The organism is Fictibacillus sp. B-59209 (assembly GCF_036216745.1).
Classification (GTDB): Bacteria; Bacillota; Bacilli; order Bacillales; family Fictibacillaceae; genus Fictibacillus_C; species Fictibacillus_C marinisediminis.
Map to the genome: position 1 here is coordinate 1 of NZ_JARMMC010000037.1, position 24,387 is coordinate 24,387.

Here is a 24,387-nt window from a genome sequence, read left to right on the forward strand (position 1 = left end):
AGACTCCCGCCGGTGCTTGCACCAAGAGGCTCACCGCACGACACGCGGAAAGCGAGCAGCCTGGAACGGAAATCAACAGCTTACAGACTTCTTGGACAGCCCCTTTTTGCAAATAATGAGCCAATCATATGGAAGTACTGAAAAATCAGGTTCGAAAATTTTTATGTTCAATCGGTTTATACTCGACATTAAATGACACGATTCGACGCATTCGTTTCCAATCTCCGCCGCAAGGAATGCAAAAAAGGGACAGGCTTCACGACGAGTGAGCCCTGTCCCCTTTCCTATATTTTAACTTTACAACCAAGTGTCTAGGTTGTTATCGCCTTTAACAAGTACAAGGACTTTACCTTCATCGAGTTTTCTTTCGTACTGCTCCGCTTCAATGGGACTTAACCCGACTTCTTCAAGTTTATTGCGGAGTTCATCACCGCGTTTTTGGAAGAGATTTTTAATGGCAGTTCCTAGTCCTTCTTCTGCCGTCCCAATGGTGTTGGCATCTGCTGCATCTGCGATGTAACGCGTGTCGTCTCTTTCGTGTGCGAGGACGTAGATGTCATCGTGGTCAATTCCCCGTGTTTCAAGCTCGTTGACCGCAGAAATTACTTCTTGTTCCGTAGAAAATTCTCGTACTAATGGTTTAACAGCCATGATCAAATTCCTCCCTCTCGAATTGAATACACTTGTTATGTACACGCTTTTTGTATTTTGTAAACATGGAAAAATGAACCTGAGCGTTTTATACCGATTACTTTTGGGGAAAATAAAGCGTAATGAAAAAAGAAAGGAAGATACCCAAATGATCTGGACAATTATCGGTATTTTAATCGTACTATGGCTATTGGGACTTATTTTTAAGATTGCTGGTGGTATCATTCATATTCTTCTGATTGCGGCCATCGTGATTATTGTCTTTAAATTAATAAAGGGAAGGCGATCAGCCTGACAGAAGGGATGCTTCCACGCTGAAGCATCCTTTTTTATGAAGAAATTCCGGATCTATTCAAAAACCGGTTCCATTTGACACCCTTCAAAAGAATCAATTTTGCTTGAAAGCCATTGATATCCCGGCAAAGGAATCCTATCCACCGAATAGCTTGTAAGGATGTAAAATCGTTTGGAGGGATAGGTTTGAAAATGGCAATGAAAACGATAGGCTCGCTTGTATTGTTGTATTTGGCCATTATGGCGATGCCCATGGATGAAAACAGAGCTCACGCAGAACAGCAAACCGAACACAAAAAAGTGTATTTAACCTTTGATGACGGTCCGTCAGAAACGACGGGACAGCTTATGAAGGATTTAAATGACTATGGCGCTTCGGCGACTTTTTTTATGCTCGCGCCGCATATGGAGCAATATCCAATCGAAACGATGCGCCTGGCGTACAGCCAAAACTCAGTTGGCTGCCACGGGGTGACACATGATAAAGATGCGTTTTATCATAGTGAATCAACGGTTACGGGTGAAATGAAAACGTGCCGCCAGACGCTGGAAAACCTGACTGGGATCCATTCGAACCTCGTTCGTGTTCCTTATGGAAGTGTGCCGTATATGAAACCTGAGTATGTTGAGGCGCTTAAACGTGACGGGTTTATCATGTGGGATTGGAACGTAGACAGTGTTGACTGGGGAAGCAAGGATGACAGCTGGGTCAATAAAACGTTGCAGCAAGTGGAACAAGTGGAAAAGAACCATCATGATCCTGTTATCCTGATGCATGATAAAGAGCTGACAGCCAAAGAACTGCCAGAATTGCTTGGTGTCCTAAAGAAACAAGGGTATGAGTTTTCGCCTATAAGTGAAAAACAAGAACCAGTCAATTTTCAATAAATGCATTAAACAAAAAGCTGCCGGAAACTGTTCCGGCAGCTTTTTTTGTATTTAAATGGGTCTTTGCAACTATTTTTACATAATTTTAAAAAATTTACCTTTATTTTACGAATAAAGTCTTTAATTTTTATTTTCAAAATATATAATTAGATTGGCAATAAAATAACTGAATGATTTTAGGGGGATACGTATGGGGAAAAAGTCCTTTACTTCAATGGGACGTTCTTTACTGGCATCAACAATGGCATTAACCGTACTTGCTTCACCAATCACTATGGATTCAGTAAAAGCAGCAGCTAAACCGCAGAAGCAGAGCAAAACGGAATCCGTTCAGCTTAGGATTCTGGGCACTACCGATATCCACACTCATATCGCAAATTATGATTATTATAAAGACGCGGAAACAGATGAGTTCGGTTTGGCAAAAACGGCAACCCTCATTAAAAAAGCGAGAAGCGAATCTAAGAACACCCTTCTTTTTGATAACGGGGACTTGATTCAAGGTAACCCGCTCGGTGATTACAAAGCGAAAGTGGACAAGCTTGAAAACGGAGAAATGCATCCGGTCTTCAAAGCGATGAAACTATTAAAATACGATGCCGCAACTGTAGGAAACCATGAATTCAACTATGGCCTGGATTACCTTCAGGAGGTATTGGATGATGCTCCTTTCCCGTACGTGAATTCCAATGTCTTTAAAGATGATCATGATAGAAACCCTTACAACGACAAGAACTATTTCAAACCTTATAAAATTATTAAAAAGAAAGTCATTGATGCAAAAGGACATAAACAAGTCATTAAAGTCGGTGTAATCGGCGCCGTTACTCCTCAAATTACAATGTGGGATAAATCCAACCTTGATGGAAAAGTCATCACAAAGGATATCGTCGATACGGTAAAATCCTATATTCCTAGAATGAAAAAAGATGGGGCTGACATCATTGTTGCTCTGGCGCACTCCGGAATCGGTGATGCAGACCGCAAACAGATGGAAGAGGATGCCGCCTACGACCTGACAAAAGTCAAAGGCATCGATGCGATTATTTCCGGACACAATCACAAAACATTCCCTGGCGATTTCGCAAACCTTCCGGGTGTTGATGAAAAGAACGGAACGATTAACGGGAAGCCGGTCATCATGCCAGGAAACTGGGGCAACCAGCTTGGCGTAATGGACCTTGGCCTTGTGAAAGTCAAAGGAAAATGGTCTATCGACAAGGCAAAGACTCAATTAAGAGCGGTTTATGACAAAGTAAACAAGAAAAGTCTCGCCAAAACTGACGAAAGCATCATTAAAGCGATCAAAAAAGACCATCAAGGCACCATTGCCTATGTCCGCCAGCCGGTAGGACAAACAAGTGCTGATATCAACAGCTACTTCGCAACTGTCCAAGATGACCCATCCATTCAAATCGTTACGAACGCACAAAAATGGTACGTTGAAAAGCAATTAAAAGGCACAAAGGATGAAGGTCTGCCAGTATTATCTGCAGGGGCTCCATTTAAAGCAGGGGGAAGAAACGGTGCGAACTACTACACCAATATTCCGAAAGGCACCATCGCGATTAAGAACGTCTCTGACCTTTATCTGTATCCGAACACTGTAGCGACTGTTAAAGTGAAAGGCTCTGATGTAAAAGAATGGCTCGAGATGTCAGCTGGGCAGTTCAACAAGATTGATCCGTCCAAAAAAGAAGAGCAGGCGCTTGTGAACAATGATTTCCCGACGTATAACTTTGATGTGATCGATGGCGTTACCTATGACGTCGATGTGACACAGCCGGCGAAATATGATAAAGACGGAAATGTGATCAATGCTGATTCCAGCCGTATTAAAAACCTTCAATACAACGGCAAGCCAATCGACAATAACCAGGAATTTATCGTTGCGACGAATAATTACCGTGCAAACGGACTGTTCCCGGGTGTGAAAAATAAAACGGCAGTCAACCTGTATCCGGATGAAAACCGTCAAGTCATCATCGACTATATTCGTGAACGCGGAACGATTGATCCTTCTGCAGATCAAAACTGGAAGTTTGCTTCTGTAGCAGGTGAACCGAATGTAACCTTTGAATCTACACCTGACGCTCAAAAGGCAATACCGGCAGATGGAGCCATTAAATATGTCGGCTCTGCAGCAGAGGGCTTTGCGAAATATTCGTATAAACTTAAAAAGCTTGAGAACATTAATGTGCAGCTTTTAGGCATCAATGATTTCCACGGCCAGCTTGATACGTACAACTCGAAGATCAACGCAGGCGGTGCTGAATATCTTGCAGCCTACTTAAAACAGCGTGAAGCAACGAACCCGAATACGCTTTTGCTTCATGCGGGAGATGCAGTAGGAGCAAGTTCCCCGGTATCAGCTTTGCTTCAGGACGAGCCTACAATCCGCTTTTTGAACAAACTGGGCTTTGATGCTGCAACGATTGGAAATCATGAGTTTGATGAGGGCGTAAAAGAAATGCTGCGTCTGATCCACGGTGGAAGCCATCCGAAAACAGAAGCAAAGTACGGCAAGTTTGAAGGGGCGAGCTTCCCTTATGTGGCAGCCAATGTGATTGACAAGAGCACAAACAAACCGCTTCTTGATCCTTATGTGATCAAAGAAGTGGGCGGAGCAAAAATTGGCATCATCGGTGTTGTTCTCTCTGACACGCCTAGCATCGTTATCCCAAGCGGCGTAGAAGGTGTTGAATTTACCGATGAGACAGAAGCCATCAACAAATATGCAAAAGAACTCGAAGCAAAAGGAATTAAGTCCATCGTCGTGCTTGCCCACAATCCGGCGAACTCTACAGCTGACGGACAGAATGCAACAGGCGAACTCGTGGATATGGCGAACAAAGTTGACGATGAAGTTGACGTTATGTTCGGCGGGCACAACCATGCGCTTACGAATGCAGTAGTCGACAACAAGCTTCTCGTACAATCCTATTCTTCTGGAACCGCGTTCTCTGATGTAGATCTTGTCATCGATCCTAAAACACAGGATATCGTGAAAAAGAGCGCTGAAGTCGTAACTGTTGACCGCGGCAAAATTGCTCCGGATCCTGAAATCAAAGCATTTGTTGATAATTATGTAGCAGATGTTGCTCCAATTTTGAATGAAGAGATCGGAGACACACCTAACTACATCAGCAAAGATGCTAATGCAGACGGCGAATCGGCAATGGGGAACCTCATCGCGGATTCCATGAAAGAACAGACGAAAACAGATTTCGCCTTCATGAATCCAGGCGGAGTGCGTGCAGATATTGACGCAGGAAAAATTACGTGGAAAGAAGCGTTTACCGTTCAGCCTTTCGGAAATGATCTTGTGAAAATGGATCTGACAGGTGTACAAGTAAAAAGCCTTTTGGAAGAGCAGTGGGCAGATCCGACACGTGCAAAGATCCTTCAGATTTCAGGGCTTAAGTTCACCTATGATGATTCAAAAGCGGCAGGAGATCGTATCGTGAGCATCACTCTTCCTGATGGAACTTCCATTGATCCGGCAAAAACCTATTCTGTCACAGTTAATAACTTTATGGCAGGCGGCGGAGACGGATACACAACCTTAAAGAACGGCAAAAACTTAGCGATTGATATCGTCGATCTTGAAGCACTTGTGAAATACATTAAAGCCAAAGGTACAGTGGACCCTAAAGTTGAGGGCAGAATCACAAAACTGAACAAGTAAACAGTATCAAGCCAGACCAGCTTAAGCCTTCTCATGGGGAGGGCTTAAGCTGTTTTTTTGTTCCGCAGTCCATTCCTTTATTTATGATATAATCCAGTTGTTGGAGTAATTACTAGAACAAAGGAGCCGGAATAGTGAATGGTTTTACAGAAGATCCATTAAGTTTAATTAAAAAAAGAAATACGCTCCTTTACAAATTGCTATGGGGATTCTTTGTTATTGATGTTCTCTTTGATTATATTTTCGACCGCGACATTGTTTCGGTCATGCTTCCGTTAGGCTTTGGCATTGGAGGCTTTATTACCTTTTTTGCTGTATGGAACCGCATGCCTGTTTTTTCAATGTATCTCACCGTTACGGGTATTTTTGCTTTTTTGTTCTGCTTAATATCCGTGCAGCCTGTTTTGGTCAACTATCTTTACATCTGGTTTTGCCTTTTGCTGAGCACGTTTTACAGCCAATATAAAGTCATTATTTATTCTGGTGTTTTGTCAGTAGCCATGTCTACTTATTTCTTTTTTACGGATCGGGCGCTTTTTTCCTCGGTTGAAGACTTTGATTTGGTCTTTATCCTGTTGTTGCTCGTTTTCTTAACGGTTTTCTTTGTACAGTCCACTCAGTTTACGGAAATGCTTCGGATGAAAGCAGAGAACAGGGAAAGGCATACAGCCAGCCAGCTGCTTGAATCGAAAGAATACTTTCATTCCATCTTTTCACAGACAGCTGATGCCATCCTCGTTCAAAACCTGGAAGGTGATGCACTGGCAGTGAACCGGGCGTTCATTGAGCTTTACGGATGGAAGGAAGAAGAGATGCTGAAAAAGCCTTTTCAGCATTTTCCAGCTACGCAAAAGCAGCTGATAGGGGAAGTGTTTGAAAGAATTATTAAAGGAGATGCAGTTTCTGGCTATGAAATGGTCAATCAAAAGAAAACAGAAGAACTGTTTCCGGTCTCTGTCACCTTTTCTCCGATACGCAACCCTGATGGCACTATTAAAGCCATAGCCGGAATTTACCGTGATATTACGGAAACGAAGCGGACAGAAGAACTGATCGTCCAATCCGAAAAGCTTTCCGTCATCGGTCAGCTGGCTGCAGGTGTAGCCCATGAAATCCGTAATCCGCTGGCTATTCTGTCAGGGTTTGTTCAGTTTATGAGGGAGGAGCATATCTCCGATGAGTACACGAATATCATGCTGGCGGAGATTAATAGGATGAACCAGATTTTAGAGGAATACATGCAGCTGGCGAAAGTGAAGCAGTTTACTTTTGAGGAAGTCGATTTGTCTGGGCTTGTAAAAGAAACCTTGCTGCTGATGGAGGCATATGCCAGCCTCTCTAATATTTCTATAATTTGCGGGATTCAAGATGTGGGCTGCCTGATCAGAGGTGATTCCAACTCCTTGAAACAAGTTTTCATCAATCTGATTAAAAACGCAGTAGAAGCATCCGCACAAGGAAGCCAGGTTGAAGTTTCGGTCAAACGGACAAGTGAAGGCTACGCAATTATTGAAGTAAAAGATGAAGGACATGGCCTCGAAAAGGATCAGCTGAAAAAGCTGGGGGAACCATTCTTTACAACAAAAGATACGGGAACCGGGCTCGGGCTGATGGTAAGCTTTAAAATTATAGAACAGCATAACGGAGAGGTAACTGTAACAAGTGAACCGAATAAAGGGACAATTTTTTCGGTTAAACTGCCGGAACTTTCAAGAAAAAGCTCCTGACTGTACAGCCAGGAGCTTTTTAATGCAAAGAAGGGTATACTATCCAGATTTTTCGTACCTAACCTTAGTGTATTTATTGCTCATACCCATCAACGACAACATCGAGCTTTCCGGTTTCCGGATCAATGACGAGGCCGTGGACGCTGACTGTCTCAGGAAGCAGCGGGTGGTGCTTCACCATGCTTACGCTGCCTTTTACAGCATCCTCTACTTTATCAAACCCTCTCAGCCATTGATTGAAATCAATACCGGAATATTTTAAAGTGTTGAGTGTTTCCTCTTTTATTCCCTGATCTTTCATTTTTCCCAAAAAATCATCGGGATCAAGAGCACTCATTCCGCAATCGTGATGGCCGATGACACAGACTTCTGATGCCTTCAGGGCATAGATGGCGACAAGGATGCTTCGCATGACACTGCCAAAAGGATGCGCAATAATAGCACCAGCGGTTTTGATGATCTTAACGTCTCCATTTTTTATATTCATGGCCTGTGGAAGCAACTCCGTCAGCCTCGTATCCATACAGGAAATAATAACAAGCTTTTTTTCTGGAAACTTCCCTGTCTGATATTTTTTATATTCTTTATTTTCCACGAACTTTTCATTGTACGCTAAAATTTCATTCAAAATTGCCATGTTGATCTTCCCTTCTATAGAACTCTTTTTTTACTATTTTATCGAAATATCCTCAAAAATCAAATTTCAAAAGTTTTAATTAGACGAAACAAGCGTGTTATCGATAAAAAAACAGGCTGAAATATTGTCAGAAAGGATAACTCTTTCAGGAATGGTTCGTTTTTTGTTGGACAACGCAAAGATATGTAGGAAAAAAACAAGCAAACGAAGCACATTGTGACAAACATTTCCTTTTCCACTCCGTATAATCAAGCTATCAAGAACATATGATAGTAAGTTGTTAAAGCATCATGTCAGGAAGAAAGGGGGACAGGCTCAAAGCAAGGCTGGCAATCCATTAAAATAGATTTACTATTAAAAAGGGGGATGTACGGATATGGAACAATCTGTGTATTTAATAGCCATTATTCTATTTACGGTGAATGTGATGTTTCAGAAGGCGGTTTCCTTGATGATCACCAGGGTGGAGCAAGCCGTTCTTGTGAAAGAGCAGAAATACCGGGTTGCGAACCTGCTGGCTAAAGCGGTGAAAAAGAAAGAACGTCCGCTCTTCAAACCAATCAACAACTATAAACAAGAACGCCGTAAAGTGAAGTGGATAGATACTTCTTAACCAATTCGGTATTGGAAAATTTAAATCGAGGGGAGAGGGTAAATGATATTATTAAGGATGGCAAAATACTACTTAGTAATACTTAAAGAGATCGATGAACGGGAAAGGTATTCTGCTGGCAGATCCAAAAGTCTATTAAAACGGATAATTCATAGGGTTTCTCGGCCTGGATCACCGTGAATCATTGTGAATTTCAATAATAAATGTGCGGAGTATGTCGGGCAGTCTCTTTAAGACTGTCTTTTTTTCGTGGAGAAAAAATGTGTTACTATAAGTACAGTAAAGAAGGTTTATCGGAAGGAGAGCAAATCATGAGTATTTCCGTTCGCCATATCATTACGTTGATGGAAAAGCATGTGACAGAACTAAAGCAGCTCCCGGAGAGTTCGCCAAAAATAAAGGAGAACGCGGCCGCCATTAAGACACTCTGCGATCTCATGCTGGATTCTGACAGCACCAGAGAAGACAGCCAGTGGGTGCCGCCCTCCCCTATTTCTGCTCCACCTGGATTTACAGGCACACTGCCTAAACAGAATAAGAAGATGGACGATGAAGAAGAGGGCAACGGCGATTCCATTTTTGATTTCTAGACAACAGAAAAACAGGCTTATCCTTAACGGATGAAGCCTGTTTTTTTTTATAGTTGATATATTCTTGCTTCATGAGGCTGCAGAACGTTTTGGCCGCTGATCGCCGTATAGTTTCCGAGAATCAGATTATCTTCGTTCACAGTTAGGGATGCTGGAAGAGAGAATGAGCTGGGCTCATCGCTGTGATTCAGCATGATCAGCCATGTCACACCGTTAAGGCTTCTGCTGTAGATGTACAGGTTTGCATCACCCTCTGACAAATCCTTATAGTCGCCATAAACCATCACATCGTGTTCTTTTCGCAAAGAAATCAGCTTCTGATAGAAATAAAAAACGGAGTTGGGATCATTCAGAGCGTTTTCAACATTGATCTCTTTATAATTAGGGTTCATGTTAAGCCAGGGTTTTCCTTCACTAAAGCCGGCATTCTCTGATGAGTTCCATTGCATAGGAGTCCTGGAATTATCGCGGCTTAACGGCTGAAGCTCATGCAGCACTTCCTGAGGATCCCTGCCTTTGCTCGTTTCTTCCTCATATTTATTTTTCATCGCGATATCATGATATTCACCGATCGTATCAAACCTTACACCGGTCATACCGATTTCTTCACCTTGAAATATATAAGGCATTCCCGGCAGTGTATGAACCATGGCGGCAAGTAATTTAGCTGATTCGATTCGGTATTCTTTGTCGTTTCCGTAGCGTGTCACTTGCCGGGTATGATCATGATTGTTCAGGAATTGAGAGTTCCACCCTTTCTCATGCAGGCCATCGTACCATGTTTGCTGAATTTCCTTGTAGCGGAGCATGTCCCAGGAGGGCATGTCGTCAGCTACTTGAAAGTGAAACAATGTGTTCAGCTCATGCCGGTCTTCGCCGACATACTTTAAGCCATCTTCAGGTGTAACGAACGGAATCTCTCCGACCGTCATTGCATCATAGTGGCGCAGTACTTTTTCATTCATTTCTTGCAGATAGTCATGAATGCCAGGGTTATTTCCTAGGTAATCAATGTTCTCAGGATGGTCAGAATCCGGAAAACCTTTTTGCTTTGCCAGAAGGTTGATTACGTCCATACGGAATCCATCTATTCCTTTATCAAGCCAAAATTTCATCATGCTGTAGATCTCTTCTCTTACTTCAGGGTTTTCCCAATTCAAATCCGGCTGCTGAACGGCAAAAGAGTGCATATAATATTGATCTGTTTTTTCATCAAGTTCCCATACAGAAGGAGAAAAATAAGAGCGCCAATTGTTCGGTTCCCGGCCGTTTACCGCATCCTTCCAGATGTACCAGTCTCTCTTCGGGTTATCCTTTGATGAACGCGACTCGATGAACCATGGATGCTGATCGGAGGTATGGTTCACAACAAGGTCCATGATGAGTTTCAGTCCTCTGCTGTGAGCTTCGTTAAGCAATCTCTCCCACGTCTCCATCGTTCCTGCTTTCTTCATGACTGATCGGTAGTCTGAGATGTCATAGCCGTTGTCCAAATCAGGAGATTCATAGATTGGATTAAGCCAGATTACATCTGCCCCAAGTTTTTTAATATAGTCCATTTTTTGAATGACGCCTTCCAGATCGCCGTAGCCATCTCCGTCTGTATCGAAAAAACTGCGCCAGTAGACCTGATAGACGACAGCTTCTTTCCACCATGTTCTTTTCAAAACGCTCACCCTTTCCTCTCCTTTTTCTTCATTATGAAGGAAGTCTCGCCGCCTGGAAAGCCATTTGGTGAACGGCGGATGTCTTCTGGATTTAATTTCTCCATTTTCGGGAAAAGTGGTGCTTAAGACATGATTCTTATCCGGAACAGGGGAAGTGAAAAAGTTGAAAAAAAGCAGAAATATGACGGCACTGATCAGGGTTCAATCTTCCCATCCTATTCTTAAGCATTCTCCTCGTCTTCTCCTTTTTTGTAAAAGCTGTTTTCTAAAAGATTGTTGCTTTGGGAACCTTCCTGTAAAGAAGCTTCATTGATAAGTTGATTGGAGTGTATGGTGCAAGACTCCTCGAAAATGAATTTCACATTTTCTTCGTGCGATATAACGCTGCCGAAGCTTTCCTTGTCCTGCGGGAGCAGCGGGACAGGTGAGACCCACAGGCGCATGCGCCGGTAAGGCTCACCGCACGCCCCGCGGAAAGCGAGCATCCTGAAACGGAAATCAACCACTCCCAAAAGCTCCAAGGCTTACGAAAACAGCCTTTGTAAAAGACGTGGCTGACGATCAGGCAAAGACAACGAATGCATAATAAACAAGCTTAAGGCTTTTGGGAAGCAGAAACTTCCCAGAAGCCTTTTTTTGTTTACTAGGTCTTATGGCATGTTTTTAAAAACGGTAGAATGTATGATGGTAAATTTTACTGTTCGGGTTTATACTATTTTTACGAACAAATGTTCGTAAAAATATACAGTAAAAGTGAGGGAGATCTTGAATGAATACAGCTAATGATTGGCTAGGGCTAGTAAATCTCCTTGGGAATGTGGGCTTTCCGGTTTTACTGGCTGGCTATTTGATGCTGCAGTTTGAAAAAAGGATTCAAAGCTTGGAAGCTGTAATAAAAGATCTGCGGGATGAGCTGGTTGATAAAGAGGAGCTTGAAAAAAAGATGGAGCAATACGGTCAAAGGCTAAAAGAAAAAGAGGAACTGAAAAAATCGGATGTTTCATAACCTCATTTACTTTCTGGTATGATAAAAGAAAACTAGAGGAGTGGATTGGAAATGAAGCTGTTTTTAATCTTGGGTGCCGTGAATGCTGCACTGGCGGTTATTCTGGGAGCTTTCGGTGCCCATGGTCTGGAAGGAAAACTATCAGAGCGTATGATTGAAGTCTATAAAACGGGTGTACAGTATCATATGTATCACGCCATCGGACTCTTGATCGTCGGGCTTCTCGCGGGAAAACTGACAAACTCAGGAGCGCTGCATTGGTCAGGCTGGCTTATGTTCATTGGAATTATCCTGTTCTCCGGCAGCTTGTACGCATTAAGCACAACCGGTATTTCAAAGCTCGGCATCATCACCCCGTTTGGCGGAGTGGCATTTGTTGCAGGCTGGGTGCTATTCATTATAGCAGCAGTAAAAGGGCTGTAAAAAGGAAAAAAGAGCTTTGCTTAGACAAAGCTCTTTTTGTATTGGTTTACCTCGGGCTGTAGGTTGACATCGGCTGCCCTTGGGACTGCGATTGCTGTCCTTGGCTCTGTCCCTGGGCCTGGCCCTGCTGTTGCTGCTGGCTTCCCTGGGAGCCGCCAAAAGGATAGGTGTATTCGATTTCTTCATCAAAGGTAATGTAATTGACGAAGACCATTAGAAGGAGAAAGCGTTTTCCAGTTTGGGGGTCACTCAGGATAATATGGTCTCGGCCAGCTGCTTCGATCACCCCTCTGAATACTTTGGAATTCCACTTATCACTGCCTTCAAATGTTTGATAGACGGTGGCTACTTTTCCTTTGTTTAACCGCAGGATATTTTCAATATAAGATTGCTCGAGCGGGAGCTGTCCAGGTGCTGCAATATCAGTGGGATACTGGCCAGAGGCGGCGCCGAGCCCTTGAGGCGGCATCCCCATCCCTGGCATCATCCCAGGTCCTGTATAACCTCCCTGTCCTTGCTGTCCCTGCGGCATCTGGCCCATTTGTCCCATTCCCATCTGCCCTGATTGAGGCATACTGCCATAGTAGGGCGGCATGCCTCCCCCTGTTTGCTGGCCTTGTGTTTGCCTGTAATTTGTCATACTTGCATCCCCCTTGTAAAAAGGTTTTTAAACACGCGGACCGGTATAAGTTCTATAACGTTTAATAGAATGCTGAAGAAGCCCGGAAAACTACATTTCATCATATGTAAACATGCCGCCTGTTAGACCAAAAAAAACTGGTTCTCATGTCACGCGTGTGCGCGGCATGAGAACCAGCTTTCATAAATTTCAACAATTATACGTGCAGAAATCCAGGTACGGCTTCTTTTATCAGTTGGTTACCGACATAGAAAGAACCGAATTCACCATAGCGTGCACTTACTTCATCGAATCTCATTTCATAGACGAGTTTTTTGAATTGAAGAACGTCATTGGCAAAGAGTGTAACTCCCCACTCCCAGTCATCGAATCCGACAGAACCGGTAATGATTTGTTTGACCTTGCCTGCATAGCTGCGGCCGATCATGCCGTGGCTGTACATCATTTTCTTGCGTTCTTCCATCGGCACCATGTACCAGTTATCGTTTCCTTCACGGCGCTTGTCCATCGGATAGAAACAAATATATTTCCATTTCGGAAGTTCCGGCTTTAGGCGGCCCTGAATCATGGGATCTGTTTCGGGATCTACATCATTGGATGGATTATAGTTGCTTAATTCAACGACAGATACATAGGAATAGGCAGGAATCGTGTATTGAGCAAATGCTGTTTTGTTGAATGCGTTCTCGATTTCATTAAGATCTTCCATCGTTGGACGCAGCAGCATCAGCATGAAATCTGCTTTTTGGCCGACGATCGAATAAAGGGCATGGCTGCCTTCTTTGCGGGTCTCGACCCTTTCCCACTTTTCCAAAAACGTCATAAATTCTTTGATGGCAGCTTCGCGTTCATCACTTGAAATCGCTTTCCAGGATACCCAGTCCATCTTTCGGAAATCATGGAGACAGTACCAGCCTTCAAGGGTTTGTGCAGCTTCACTCATGTATTGTCACTCCTTGGACATAATGATAATTTCACTCCTATCCAATATACCACATCCGCTTGAATAAAAAAAAATCCCCGCTGTTCGGGACAGACAGGGAGAGCTTTAAGTAGAGATCACGCAAAACGCTGAATGGCAGCGGTGATTTTACTGCTAAGAATAGATGTGTCCTGAAGCTCTCTTTCTGTAAAGGCCAGCCGGACATGCTTTTCATCCATATCCATCGCTTCCTCAAGCATGCCGAACAGCCCTCTTGCTTTTTTATCTATTTCCAATATGATCTCCAAGGAACTGCCGTCACTCAGGAATACCGCTTCAAGTTCATCCAGTTTACCCCTGAACATGCCGGTTGGCACATATTCAAATTCCTGAATAAACGGCAGGCGGCCGCTTATATAGCGTGAAGCAGCTTCACAAGTCGTTTGACGCAGCACAAAGTCCAGTCCTTCAATTGCTTCCATCGCTCTTCTGACAAGAGGCCCTGGATTTACGGTAATGTAATCTTTGTCTGACGGGTCAACTGCATTTTTAATATCAGCCCCGGTCTTCAGCCACACCGGTGTATGTCCGATGCTCAGCGGAACATCAAAGGGAATACGAAACGAAAAAGGAATCTTTTTCATTTCCCCGGGCTGTATGATTAAGGAATCAGATACACGGTGGCGTGCTACAGCTGATTGTTCCCTGTATTTCTTATCATCGGATTCTCTTATGTATTCGGTCATCAGGAAAATCGAAATCGAGCCGATCGGCTGTGCTGCTTTTCCGCCAGTAATCTGCACGGTGCCGCTTACTTCCTCTCCGGGAATGAACCTGTTTTTGGTTAAAATCGTATCAATGGTCGCTGCTCCTATTCCAACACTGGCCAGCATTTTGTTCATAAAAGACATATTGGATATCCTCCTTGAAATTGATAATAAGATATACGTATTGTCTTTTAAAAAGATTCAAACAGATTACATAATTATCCTTTTTATATTTTCCATTTTTCTAAAAATAACAACTTCTTGGCACAGGCGCTTTCAATTCAGGAATAGGTTTAAAACAGGCGCAAAAAAGAGTACCCTAGTATGGAATGAACCCGAAGAGGAGGACCTCGCATGAGCGATTTATTTAAAGATTTAAAAGAAAAAGTGCAACAGCAGAATCCCAAGATTGTGTTCCCCGAAGGCACCGACGAACGCATTCTTACTGCAGCAGCCAGATTGGCTGAAGAAAACGTCCTTAAACCGATTTTGGTTGGAAATAAAGAAGAGATCACTTCAAGAGCAAAGGAAATTGGAGCCAGCCTTGGCGACATCGAGTTAATCGATCCTAAGCATTATCCTGAATTCGACAGCCTTGTTGCTTCTTTCGTAGAACGCCGCAAAGGCAAAGCTACAGAAGAACAAGCACGCCAAATTCTTTTGGATGAAAACTACTTCGGCACCATGCTGGTCTATACAGGAAAAGCCCATGGACTTGTGAGCGGAGCTGCTCATTCCACAGCTGATACTGTTCGCCCTGCCCTGCAGATCATCAAAACAAAAGAAGGTATTAAAAAGACATCCGGCGCTTTTATCATGGTAAAAGACGAAGAAAAATATGTTTTTGCTGATTGTGCCATCAATATCGCACCATCTAGCGCTGACCTTGCTGAGTCTGCATTAGTGAGCGCACATACAGCAAGAGTCTTCGGCATTGACCCAAAAGTGGCGCTTTTAAGCTTTTCAACAAAAGGATCAGCTAAATCAGCTGAAACTGAAAAAGTAGTAGAGGCGACTGAGCTTTTGAGCGGCATGAACCCTGATTTCCCTTTTGACGGTGAACTTCAGTTCGATGCAGCGTTTGTTTCATCGGTTGCACAGAAAAAAGCACCAAATTCTCCTTTGAAAGGTGAAGCGAACGTCTTTATCTTCCCAGGCCTTGAAACAGGAAATATCGGATATAAGATGGTTCAGCGCCTCGGCGGCTATGAAGCGATCGGACCGATCCTGCAAGGTCTTAACATGCCGGTGAACGATCTTTCCCGCGGATGCAACGAGGAAGATGTTTACAAGCTTGCCCTCATTACGGCCATGCAGGCGCTATAAAAGAAAAGCGTAAGCGCCCTGCTGTATGGAAAAAAGCACTGAGAGATTAAATCTCCAGTGCTTTTTCATTTCGTTCCCATACCCGCTGATAGTTGTAATCGTGTAATTGAATCTCACTTACGGACAGTGGGGATGAAACGAGGTGGCTGCTTTCTTCTTTTAATACAAAGAGGAGTCTAGTCATCAAATCGCTGACAGACAACTCTGTTCCGGTCAACTCGGACAGTGAGGCCATCACGTCTGGCCTTATTTCGGGATAGCTGAATTTCGTAGGTTCTCCCTGAAGACCATGACGGTAAAACTCCCGGATTGCTTCTGCTCTCCCGGAACCGCTCCCGTTGACACATAAGTAGATCTGCACGGCTGCCCCATTGCGGATCCGCCGCTGTGAGATGCCTGCAAACTTCTTTCCATCCACGCTTAAATCATAGCTTCCCGGACAATACGAGCCGATGATCTCTCTTGCTTCGAAAGCAATACCATACGGGCTCAGCATTTTTTGGATGAGCTCAACCATCGTGTCATATCCCTTGTTGATCTCGATACTGCTGTCCTTTTCGGGAAGGATGATGGAAATATTCAAAACGCCTTCATCAAGCACCACAGCAAGACCGCCCGAATTGCGGACAATCACCCGGTATCCCCTTGATTTTAAATACTGTATGCCTTCATTCAGATGCGGAAGACGTGTATCCTGGATGCCGAGGACAATGGTGTTATGATGCACCCAAGTACGGACGGTTGGAGAAGACTCTCCCGCTCCAATCGATGTGCAGAGCGTATCATCCATTGCAAAAGACTGCAGGGCATCAAAAGACGGACCGAGGCTTGACTGGTCGATGATGCGCCATTTTGGCTGAAATAACAATGAAGCGTTCATACTAATCACGCTTCTCCGCTTCAATGATGAAGGATTTAGGAATACCCTGGTCAAAATCACCAGGATGCGGCTCTTCTTTCAGCCCTGTAATAAATAGGCCAGACGCTCCGATTGCAGTAATGATTTCACCAAGTGTCCACTTGCGGATGGATACTTGAAATGGCTTTCTTTCCTCTTCTGTCGCATATTGGAGCTCAGGAAGAAACTTGGAATACGATACGTCCACCGTTTCCAGAGCCGTACTGAAATAGTCTCCGCTCACCTTGTGCTTTCTGGCAGACTGGCTTTTTCCCTGTGAGGTAATCAGCTTGGTTGAGATCGGATGGAAATCTTGCAGGACGAACCTTCCACCCTGTTTAAGCAAGCGGTATACCGACGTAAAGAAAGGCACCAGATCTGTAAAATAATGAAGAATTCCGTTCTCTGTAAAAACAAGATCATATTCTCCTGAAAGTTCTTCCTCCGGCAGCTCAAGAACATCGCTCTTGATATAGCGAAGCGGGACGCCGGCCGCACGGGCAAGCTCTTTAGCGTAGCGTTCGTTCGGTTCTGAAAGGTCGATGACGGTTGCTTCTGCACCAAGCAGTGCCAAAGCAACCGCTTTGCTGCCATGGGATCCAAGAAGATTGCAGACTTTTTTTCCTTTCACATCGCCTATATAGGTTTCAAGCGGACTCAGCCGCTTTACCGGGTCTTTTTTTATTTTAGCAGCGGCTTTCGCCGGCTCGCCAAATCGATGGGTCCAGGCTTCGTAAGACTTTTCATTCCAAGCCTGACTGTTCTGGTTTTGTTGTGTGTGATCCACGAGTCAACCTCCTGCTTCTATCATTCTTTACTAGTATAACGCAACAGGCCGCAGAGCTTCCATGCCGGAAAAATAATTGCAACTTTTTGGAATGTATTTACGTAAGCATAGGTATAGTGAATGGAAGAGAAAAGGACAAAAGGAGGAGATCTGTTGAATAAGAACCTATCCAGGACATTAAAGTGGGTTTCAGGAGGATTTGAAGCGCTCCTGGGCATTCCTTTTGTAGGAGGAACCATCGTGGTTTCCTTTCTGTGGACGCCGCTTGCTATTGCGCTTGCCCTCCATATTGCTACACTCGTCTTTTCAGCGAAAGAAGGGACAGCAAGGCACGGAAGCATTCTCGGCATCGTGACTTCCTGCATCGCATGGATCCCGTTTGTCGGCATGATCATGCATATTATTTCTGCCATTTTATTATTGGTCGACGCCTACCGGCAGGAGGACAAAGACAGCCAGGTCGTTGATACGCAATAAAAAGAGAGGAGCGCCCCATGGGTCTCCTCTTTTTTTTGTTCTTTTCTAAAAGATTGTTGCTTTGAGAACATTTCTGTATAGTACACTTCATTGACAAGTTGATTGGAGTGGAAGGTGCGAGACTCCTACGGGACATGCGTGACAGGTGAGACCAAGTAGGCGTATGCGCCGAGGGGCTCAGCGTACGCCCCGTGGAAAGCGAGCATCCTGAAACGGAAATCAACTACTTTCAAGAGCAACAACGGTTACGAATACAGCTTTTTTTGATTCCATGAGAAAAAGAAAGCATGGCAGCGATAGAAGATATTCAGCTGTCGAAAACTGCTCGTTTTGTTTGTTGTTTCATGATTCAAAACCGCGTAAAATAGGGTATACTTCACAATGAAAATAATCATACAGCAAATAGGACAATCCTTCTGGCGAACACAAGCATGAGAAGGGATTTTCTTTTTTTAGCAGAACTATAAACATAAACTAATTGCGGCTGAAGGAGCATTTATTACGATATGGCGAAAGAAATGGGTCAGTTGAATGAAGAAAAGGTGTTTAAAGATCCGGTTCACCGTTACATCCATGTAAGGGACGAGCTGATCTGGCGGCTGATAGGCACGCGTGAATTTCAGCGCCTTCGACGGATTCGCCAGCTGGGTACTACCTATTTGACGTTTCATGGAGCTGAACACAGCCGTTTCAGCCACTCTCTCGGCGTATACGAGATTACAAGACGGATCGTTGAAATTTTTCAAAACAGGCCGCACTGGAACGAAGACGAACGGATGCTGGTTCTTTGTGCTGCACTGCTGCATGACATTGGACATGGACCTTTTTCCCACTCATTCGAGAAAGTGTTCGGTGTGGATCATGAAGATTATACAAGGGATATTCTTTTAGGCGATACGGAAGTGAATGAGGTTCTCCGCTTGCAAGGAGAAGAATTCCCCAGAAAAGTAGCAGAAGTCATCGAAAAGACCTATCATGACAAGCTGGTCGTCAGTTTGATCTCCAGCCAGATAGATGCTGATCGGATGGATTATCTCCTCCGCGATGCCTATTTCACAGGCGTAAGCTACGGAAACTTCGATCTCGAGCGAATCCTCCGGGTCATGCGCCCGATGGAAGACGGAGCCGTTATTAAAGCAAGCGGCATGCATGCTGTTGAAGATTATATTATGAGCCGATACCAGATGTATTGGCAGGTGTATTTTCACCCGGTAACGAGAAGCGCCGAAGTGATTTTGAGCAAAATCCTTCACCGGGCAAAGGACCTCTATCAGGGGGGCTATCAATTTAAGCAGGATTTAACGCATTTCTGCTCACTGTTCGAAGGGGAAATTACATTAGAGGACTACATAAAGCTGGATGAGGGAGTCATGCAGTATTATTTCCAAGTTTGGATGGACGAGGAAGACCGAATCTTGCGTGACCTCTGCCGCCGCTTTTTGGACCGGAAGCTTTTTAAATACACGGAGATGGTTTCTGTTTCAGAGGTTCTGCGCCTGTCAGGTTATTTTGAGGAAGCGGGCATCGACCCGAAATACTATCTTGTTATTGACTCCTCCTCTGATTTGCCGTACGACTTTTACAGACCGGGGGAAAAAGAGGAAAGGCTGCCTATCAACCTTTTAAAAGCGAATGGCGAAATCCGTGAACTTTCGAGAGAATCAGATGTAGTAGAAGCGATTTCAGGGAAAAGAAGAACAGACCATAAGCTCTACTATCCAGCTGATCTGATTGAAAAGATAGATGACAATAAGCTGAAACAAAAGATAAAACACATACTGAAAAAGGATTAACAGGTTTTATGCTAAGGGGGAAATACTGTGTTTGATGATCATTTAAAGGTCATAACGGTCATTAAGGAGGCCGGGGAAGTCATCGGTCGAAAAAAGCTGCAGAAGATGATTTATATCGCTAAAAAGCTGAACTTCCCTTTTCAGGAAAAATATGAGTTTCACTTTTACGGCCCTTATTCAGAAGAATTAACGCTGCGCGTCGAAGAACTGTGCAACCTGGGCTATGTGCATGAAATCAAAGAAAAAGTCAGCGGCTATTCCCAATACCGCTATTCTCTAAATAATGAGGGAGAAGACTTTTTGACTAGCTATGGAAAGAAGATACCGAAACTTGGGGAATGCGTAAGGTCCATGAACGAACAGTCCTCACGGTTTCTCGAACTTGTTTCTACCATTTTATTTTTTTCGCATTTGCCGGCAGACGAAGTTAAAGTCAAGATTCAGACATTAAAGGCAAAACAAAAATACAGCGATGCAGAAATTCAGGAGGGTTATACGTTTATCAGCCAGCTTGAAAACTGTATTGTTCAGTAAGTATACCTCTTCGGGCGCTCGGATTAATGTTTATTCTCTATGCCTATGTAAAATACTGGTTGTAAATATAATAGATTCTTGTAAAATAAAAGTATTCTAATGGTTACTGGGAGAACATATGAACAAAAAGAAGATTCAGCTCATCAGTGAGAGAATTGTAGAGCAGATCCAAAAGATAACCGAGAGATCAGCCTATCTTCAGATGAAGGAGAACCCCGAATCCATCAAGAAAATGATGGATCGGAAGCTGAGGACGATTACAGAAGAAGAAAGTAAGCAATTATATGAACAGTTTCTTTTCTATTTGGGAGAAGCGCTGGTATCAGACTATGATACTTCCTTTCAAAAAATTACGAAATGGGGAGAAAAAGCAGGAGAAATTGCTGTTCTGGAGGATATTCCGTTGGATGAATCGCTGGATGGCCTTCGTTTTTTTCGCCAGGCTATGCTGCATATCATTGATGAGGAAGCCGAGAAAGTTGATCTTTCGAGGAAAGAGTTCATACAAATTACATCCATTATTGACACGTTGCTAGACCGGTGCATCTATAGCTATAGCATCGCCTTCGTCCGGCATAACCGTAAAAAGATGGAGGTCGCCCAGCTTGCGATCCTTGAACTTTCGGTTCCGGTCGTACCTCTGGCGAAGGGAATTGCCGTGCTTCCGATTATTGGGGAGATTGACACACACCGGTCCCAGATGATCATGGAGCAAACGCTGACCCGCTGCACAGAACTTCAAGTGGAACAATTGATGATTGATCTCTCAGGAGTAGCGATCATCGATACCATGGTTGCTCATAATTTGTTTCAAGTCATCAACTCATTGAAACTGCTTGGGGTTAAAGTAGTGTTAACAGGGATTCGCCCTGAAATTGCTCAGACTGTTGTCTCTTTAGGTGTTAGTTTTGAGGGAGTTTCTGTATGCGGAAGCCTGCAGCAAGCCATCACAATGGTTGGATTTGAACGAAAAAATGAAAAGCCTGCTTCCTCAGGAAACTCTATATTTTAAGCCCCAAAAGCTGATTATGCCTGAAATATGAACGGCGGCAGATCAGCTTTTTTATGTGGGATAAAACAGGAGAATGGAACTGTGATAATTGTCGCTGTTATTGTTTGGTACGTGTGTGAATGACTAAATAGCCGGTAAAATAGTTTAGCTGCATCTAAAAGATTGAGGGCTGAGTCTTTTCGACTATAATGAAATTTTTTCCAAATAAAACAAATAAATCCTTTAAATGATTTAGTATTTTGTAAACTATTAAAGGCAATTCACCCTTTTTACATTAGGGATACCACGCAGTAATACCCATTCTTCATTCTTTTACAAATACCTCTAACATAAAAGTCAGAGGAGCAGCCGTGGAAGTCAAAGTAAAAGATGACTACGGCAATAGCGCAAGTCAAACGGCACAAGGAAAACTGAATATCGATTAAATAAATCTATATATACTGAAAGAAGCCAGCTGAATGGTGATCAGCTGGCTTCTTTCCCCTTTTTTATATCATTTTGGAGAAAACTCCATGTTGAGATTGGTTTTTATGCTGGTTTCGGTTTTTTATTTTCAAAAGGGATGTATAGCATATTTTTGATTTTCTATCATATTGGGCCTCGCATAGTAATGCTCAGCTGAATGCATACCAGCAATATACTTTAAAGAACTTTTTTATTAATGAGGCAAGAAGGCGAGCTGATAGAAAAACAATACTGCAAACAAATACACGAGAAACGGTACTTCACGCCATTTGCCGCGGGCAATTTTTAATAGCGGGTAGGAGATGAACCCGAAAGCAATCCCTGTTGCGATGCTTGATGTCAGCGGCATGGTCAAAATGATAATAAAAGCAGGGAACGCTTCGTCCAGCTCATCCCATTTGATCTTTCCTAAAGCTCCAAGCATCAGGCTGCCGACAATGATCAACGTCGGAGCTGTTATCGCTGAAAGACCGGATATAGCCCCCACCAGCGGCGAGAAAAAGGCAGATATGATAAAAAGAACGGCAACTGTAACAGATGTAAGGCCTGTACGTCCTCCTGCAGCTACACCAGAAGAAGATTCAATATAAGCGCTTGTCGGGCTTGTTCCAAGAGCTGCACCTACTGTAGTGGCTACAGAATCTGCAAGCAGCGCTTCACGGGCCTTTGGCATTTTATTATTTTTCATTAACCCGGCTTGCTCAGCGACACCGACCATTGTTCCAGTTGTGTCGAAAATGGTTACGAGCAGGAAGGAGAAGACAACGGCGAATAGCCCGTAATGAAAGACGTCAGCGAAAGCGGTCATCGGATCTCCGAAAATGAATAAAGATTTTGGCATCTCCGGAACGGAAACGATGCCGTTGAATTTTAATTGGCCGGTAAAGTACGCAATAATTCCGGTAATAATCATTCCAAAGAATAGCGCACCATTCACATTCAAAGCCATTAAGATGAGCGTAATAGCCAATCCGGCGAGCGCAAGCATAACGGAATGAGAATGAAGGTTTCCCAAAGCGACCAAATTTTCTTTATGAGCGGTGATGATCCCCGTCATGCGCATTCCGATAAAGGCGATAAACAATCCAATTCCAGCGGTGATGCCGTATTTTAAGTTGGCGGGAATCGCCTCGATTAATTTTTCGCGAAAAGGTGTCAATGATAGAATGACAAAGATAATACCGGCTACGAACACAGCGCCAAAAGCGGTTTGATACGAGATATTGGTATGGTTGCCGACGACTGAAAAAGCGAAATAGGCATTGAGCCCCATTCCCGGTGCGATGGCGATTGGCAAGTTGGCGAACAGTGCCATCCAGAGCGTTCCAACAACCGTAGCGATAATGGTTGCTATGAAAACTGTATTAAAAGGAACCCCGGCAGAGTGAAGAACAATAGGGTTGACGACAACGATGTAGACCATCGTTAAAAAGGTTGTAATCCCTGAAATGACTTCGGTTCTTACGTTAGTTCCGCGTTCTTTTAGTCTAAAGAATGATGAAAACATGGGTGTACCTCCAATAAATACGAACGTTTTTTTGAATGCTTAATTATAATATTCGTTTTTAGGATGTAATGCAATCTATTTAAACACGTTTTCCCTTTGTATTGTTACCTCTTTATCTTCATATGATACGAGGGTAAAAGGCATTGCAGTCTTAAATCGCTGAGAGTTGTGGTAAAATAGAGATAGAAATGAAGTGATGTCGGGAGGTTTATCATGAAGGATATTTTCGGATCAGATCAGAATAAAAACAAAAAAGGCATGGGATTCACGATTTTAAGCGGTGACTCTACAGACGGCCATGGCGGTTACGGAGTAGGAGCGTTAAGCCTTGACCATATGACGCCTGTCATCGTAGACCCTGTTGATGGTGATGCCTATGTGGACATGGGTGCGATGCATGCCCGCAGTGATATAGAAAAGCGTATTAAATTTACGCCTGACCGAGCCAATACTCCAAATCCAAGGTTGTACTGGCTCGTCTGGGTAACGATTAACAGAAATGAAGAAGGGCCTTTCTATTACGGTGTGACTGCATGTGAAATGCAGATTGATGCAGAAGCACGGCGAGGCTATAAAAGCCTGCCTGAGCACGTGAACCGAATGGATAAATCATTAAAAGGCCATGTTATCATCGACGACATGGATGAAAAATCAAAAGTGCTGCTGGGAGAGTTTTTGAAAAACCATGATGAAGGCACGTTTAACCGTTCTCCAGAAGGAGTAAGGAAATTATTGCCATAAAATTGGAAGAGTTATGAACCTTTTTTGAACATTTTCTAAAAAACTTGTGACAATTCCGTGGAATACAGTAAACTGAAACTAGCATTGCACACACAATGTTGCTAGGACAATAAACAGCCCGGGAGCTTTCGAGCACCCGGGCTGTTTATTTTGTCGAGGTTTTTGTTCTAGCGCTTTTTTGAAAAGGCTGTTTTCATAACCTTTGTTGCTCTTGGGAGTGGTTGATTTCCGTTTCAGGCTGCTCGCTTTCCGCGGAGCGTGCGATAAGCCTTACCGGCGCCAGCGCCTACTTTCTCGGCGTAGGCGCCAGCGGGTCTCACCTGTCCCGCTAGTC

At 43.7% G+C, this 24,387-nt stretch carries 24 protein-coding genes; 14 read left to right on the plus strand and 10 right to left on the minus strand.

Translation table 11 applies throughout. The features are described from left to right. Positions 1-297: 297 nt before the first annotated feature. Complete coding sequence (locus P4361_RS21345; protein WP_091009162.1) at positions 298-651, minus strand: general stress protein; 354 nt, start codon at positions 649-651, stop codon at positions 298-300. A 148-nt stretch (positions 652-799) separates the two neighbouring features. Between P4361_RS21345 and P4361_RS21350 the strand changes: the two genes are divergently transcribed. From P4361_RS21350 to P4361_RS21365, 4 genes are all read left to right on the plus strand, one after another. Beyond that, positions 800-946 carry a lmo0937 family membrane protein gene (locus tag P4361_RS21350; protein ID WP_248254472.1) on the plus strand — a complete coding sequence of 49 codons (147 nt, stop codon included), beginning with the start codon at positions 800-802 and terminating at the stop codon, positions 944-946. A gap of 191 nt (positions 947-1,137) precedes the next feature. Further along, positions 1,138-1,833 (plus strand): polysaccharide deacetylase family protein, encoded by a 696-nt coding sequence (locus P4361_RS21355; protein ID WP_256225219.1) that lies wholly within the window; start codon positions 1,138-1,140, stop codon positions 1,831-1,833. A 190-nt stretch (positions 1,834-2,023) separates the two neighbouring features. Beyond that, a complete protein-coding gene (locus P4361_RS21360; RefSeq protein ID WP_328090905.1) occupies positions 2,024-5,521 on the plus strand; it encodes a bifunctional 2',3'-cyclic-nucleotide 2'-phosphodiesterase/3'-nucleotidase in 3,498 nt (1,165 codons plus the stop codon). Positions 5,522-5,655: 134 nt separating this feature from the next. Next, positions 5,656-7,248, plus strand: a complete 1,593-nt coding sequence (locus P4361_RS21365) for an ATP-binding protein (protein WP_328090906.1) — start codon at positions 5,656-5,658, stop codon at positions 7,246-7,248. 73 nt (positions 7,249-7,321) lie between these two features. On the opposite strand, the gene P4361_RS21370 is transcribed toward P4361_RS21365, so the two are convergent. Beyond that, positions 7,322-7,885, minus strand: coding sequence for a carbonic anhydrase (locus P4361_RS21370; protein ID WP_328090908.1), 564 nt, complete (start codon positions 7,883-7,885; stop codon positions 7,322-7,324). A 376-nt stretch (positions 7,886-8,261) separates the two neighbouring features. Between P4361_RS21370 and P4361_RS21375 the strand changes: the two genes are divergently transcribed. Beyond that, on the plus strand, positions 8,262-8,498 hold the full coding sequence (locus tag P4361_RS21375) for a hypothetical protein (protein ID WP_053356406.1): 237 nt from the start codon (positions 8,262-8,264) through the stop codon (positions 8,496-8,498). A gap of 311 nt (positions 8,499-8,809) precedes the next feature. Continuing rightward, the gene (locus tag P4361_RS21380) at positions 8,810-9,088 is read left to right on the plus strand and encodes a YwdI family protein (protein WP_328090909.1); all 279 of its coding nucleotides are present in this window, start codon (positions 8,810-8,812) and stop codon (positions 9,086-9,088) included. A 47-nt stretch (positions 9,089-9,135) separates the two neighbouring features. Here P4361_RS21380 and P4361_RS21385 read toward each other — a convergent pair whose 3' ends face one another. Then, on the minus strand, positions 9,136-10,755 hold the full coding sequence (locus tag P4361_RS21385) for an alpha-glucosidase (RefSeq protein WP_328090919.1): 1,620 nt from the start codon (positions 10,753-10,755) through the stop codon (positions 9,136-9,138). Between the two features lie 221 nt (positions 10,756-10,976). Beyond that, a complete protein-coding gene (locus P4361_RS21390; RefSeq protein WP_328090910.1) occupies positions 10,977-11,261 on the minus strand; it encodes a hypothetical protein in 285 nt (94 codons plus the stop codon). Positions 11,262-11,524: 263 nt separating this feature from the next. On the opposite strand from P4361_RS21390, the gene P4361_RS21395 reads away from it, so the two are divergent. Next, positions 11,525-11,761, plus strand: coding sequence for a YvrJ family protein (locus tag P4361_RS21395; RefSeq protein ID WP_256225147.1), 237 nt, complete (start codon positions 11,525-11,527; stop codon positions 11,759-11,761). Between the two features lie 51 nt (positions 11,762-11,812). Continuing rightward, positions 11,813-12,184 carry a DUF423 domain-containing protein gene (locus P4361_RS21400; RefSeq protein ID WP_328090911.1) on the plus strand — a complete coding sequence of 124 codons (372 nt, stop codon included), beginning with the start codon at positions 11,813-11,815 and terminating at the stop codon, positions 12,182-12,184. A gap of 46 nt (positions 12,185-12,230) precedes the next feature. On the opposite strand, the gene gerQ is transcribed toward P4361_RS21400, so the two are convergent. The 3 genes from gerQ to P4361_RS21415 form a co-directional block, all read right to left on the minus strand. Beyond that, the gene (gene gerQ, locus P4361_RS21405; protein WP_425590300.1) at positions 12,231-12,824 is read right to left on the minus strand and encodes a spore coat protein GerQ; all 594 of its coding nucleotides are present in this window, start codon (positions 12,822-12,824) and stop codon (positions 12,231-12,233) included. Positions 12,825-13,020: 196 nt separating this feature from the next. Next, positions 13,021-13,767 carry a hydrogen peroxide-dependent heme synthase gene (gene hemQ, locus P4361_RS21410; RefSeq protein WP_328090912.1) on the minus strand — a complete coding sequence of 249 codons (747 nt, stop codon included), beginning with the start codon at positions 13,765-13,767 and terminating at the stop codon, positions 13,021-13,023. Between the two features lie 116 nt (positions 13,768-13,883). Next, the gene (locus tag P4361_RS21415) at positions 13,884-14,657 is read right to left on the minus strand and encodes a sporulation protein (RefSeq protein ID WP_328090913.1); all 774 of its coding nucleotides are present in this window, start codon (positions 14,655-14,657) and stop codon (positions 13,884-13,886) included. Between the two features lie 210 nt (positions 14,658-14,867). On the opposite strand from P4361_RS21415, the gene pta reads away from it, so the two are divergent. Continuing rightward, the gene (pta, locus tag P4361_RS21420) at positions 14,868-15,839 is read left to right on the plus strand and encodes a phosphate acetyltransferase (protein ID WP_328090914.1); all 972 of its coding nucleotides are present in this window, start codon (positions 14,868-14,870) and stop codon (positions 15,837-15,839) included. Between the two features lie 46 nt (positions 15,840-15,885). On the opposite strand, the gene P4361_RS21425 is transcribed toward pta, so the two are convergent. Then, a complete protein-coding gene (locus P4361_RS21425) occupies positions 15,886-16,725 on the minus strand; it encodes a lipoate--protein ligase family protein (protein ID WP_328090921.1) in 840 nt (279 codons plus the stop codon). Further along, on the minus strand, positions 16,721-17,524 hold the full coding sequence (locus tag P4361_RS21430) for a class I SAM-dependent methyltransferase (protein ID WP_328090915.1): 804 nt from the start codon (positions 17,522-17,524) through the stop codon (positions 16,721-16,723). The genes P4361_RS21425 and P4361_RS21430 overlap by 5 nt, the downstream gene beginning before the upstream one ends. A gap of 153 nt (positions 17,525-17,677) precedes the next feature. Between P4361_RS21430 and P4361_RS21435 the strand changes: the two genes are divergently transcribed. From P4361_RS21435 to P4361_RS21450, 4 genes are all read left to right on the plus strand, one after another. Continuing rightward, positions 17,678-18,001: a hypothetical protein gene (locus tag P4361_RS21435; RefSeq protein ID WP_231689183.1), complete on the plus strand. Its 324-nt coding sequence runs from the start codon at positions 17,678-17,680 to the stop codon at positions 17,999-18,001. Positions 18,002-18,507: 506 nt separating this feature from the next. Then, positions 18,508-19,794, plus strand: a complete 1,287-nt coding sequence (locus P4361_RS21440) for an HD domain-containing protein (protein ID WP_328090917.1) — start codon at positions 18,508-18,510, stop codon at positions 19,792-19,794. Between the two features lie 27 nt (positions 19,795-19,821). Next, on the plus strand, positions 19,822-20,328 hold the full coding sequence (locus P4361_RS21445; RefSeq protein ID WP_053356416.1) for a YwgA family protein: 507 nt from the start codon (positions 19,822-19,824) through the stop codon (positions 20,326-20,328). 118 nt (positions 20,329-20,446) lie between these two features. Then, entirely contained in the window at positions 20,447-21,340 is an 894-nt protein-coding gene (locus P4361_RS21450; RefSeq protein WP_328090918.1) for an STAS domain-containing protein, read from the plus strand. Positions 21,341-21,998: 658 nt separating this feature from the next. Here the strand turns inward: P4361_RS21450 and P4361_RS21455 are convergent. Further along, on the minus strand, positions 21,999-23,312 hold the full coding sequence (locus P4361_RS21455) for an NCS2 family permease (protein ID WP_091009207.1): 1,314 nt from the start codon (positions 23,310-23,312) through the stop codon (positions 21,999-22,001). A 213-nt stretch (positions 23,313-23,525) separates the two neighbouring features. Here P4361_RS21455 and P4361_RS21460 point away from each other — a divergent pair, with 213 nt between their 5' ends. Next, complete coding sequence (locus tag P4361_RS21460) at positions 23,526-24,053, plus strand: YwhD family protein (RefSeq protein ID WP_053356420.1); 528 nt, start codon at positions 23,526-23,528, stop codon at positions 24,051-24,053. Positions 24,054-24,387: the final 334 nt, after the last annotated feature.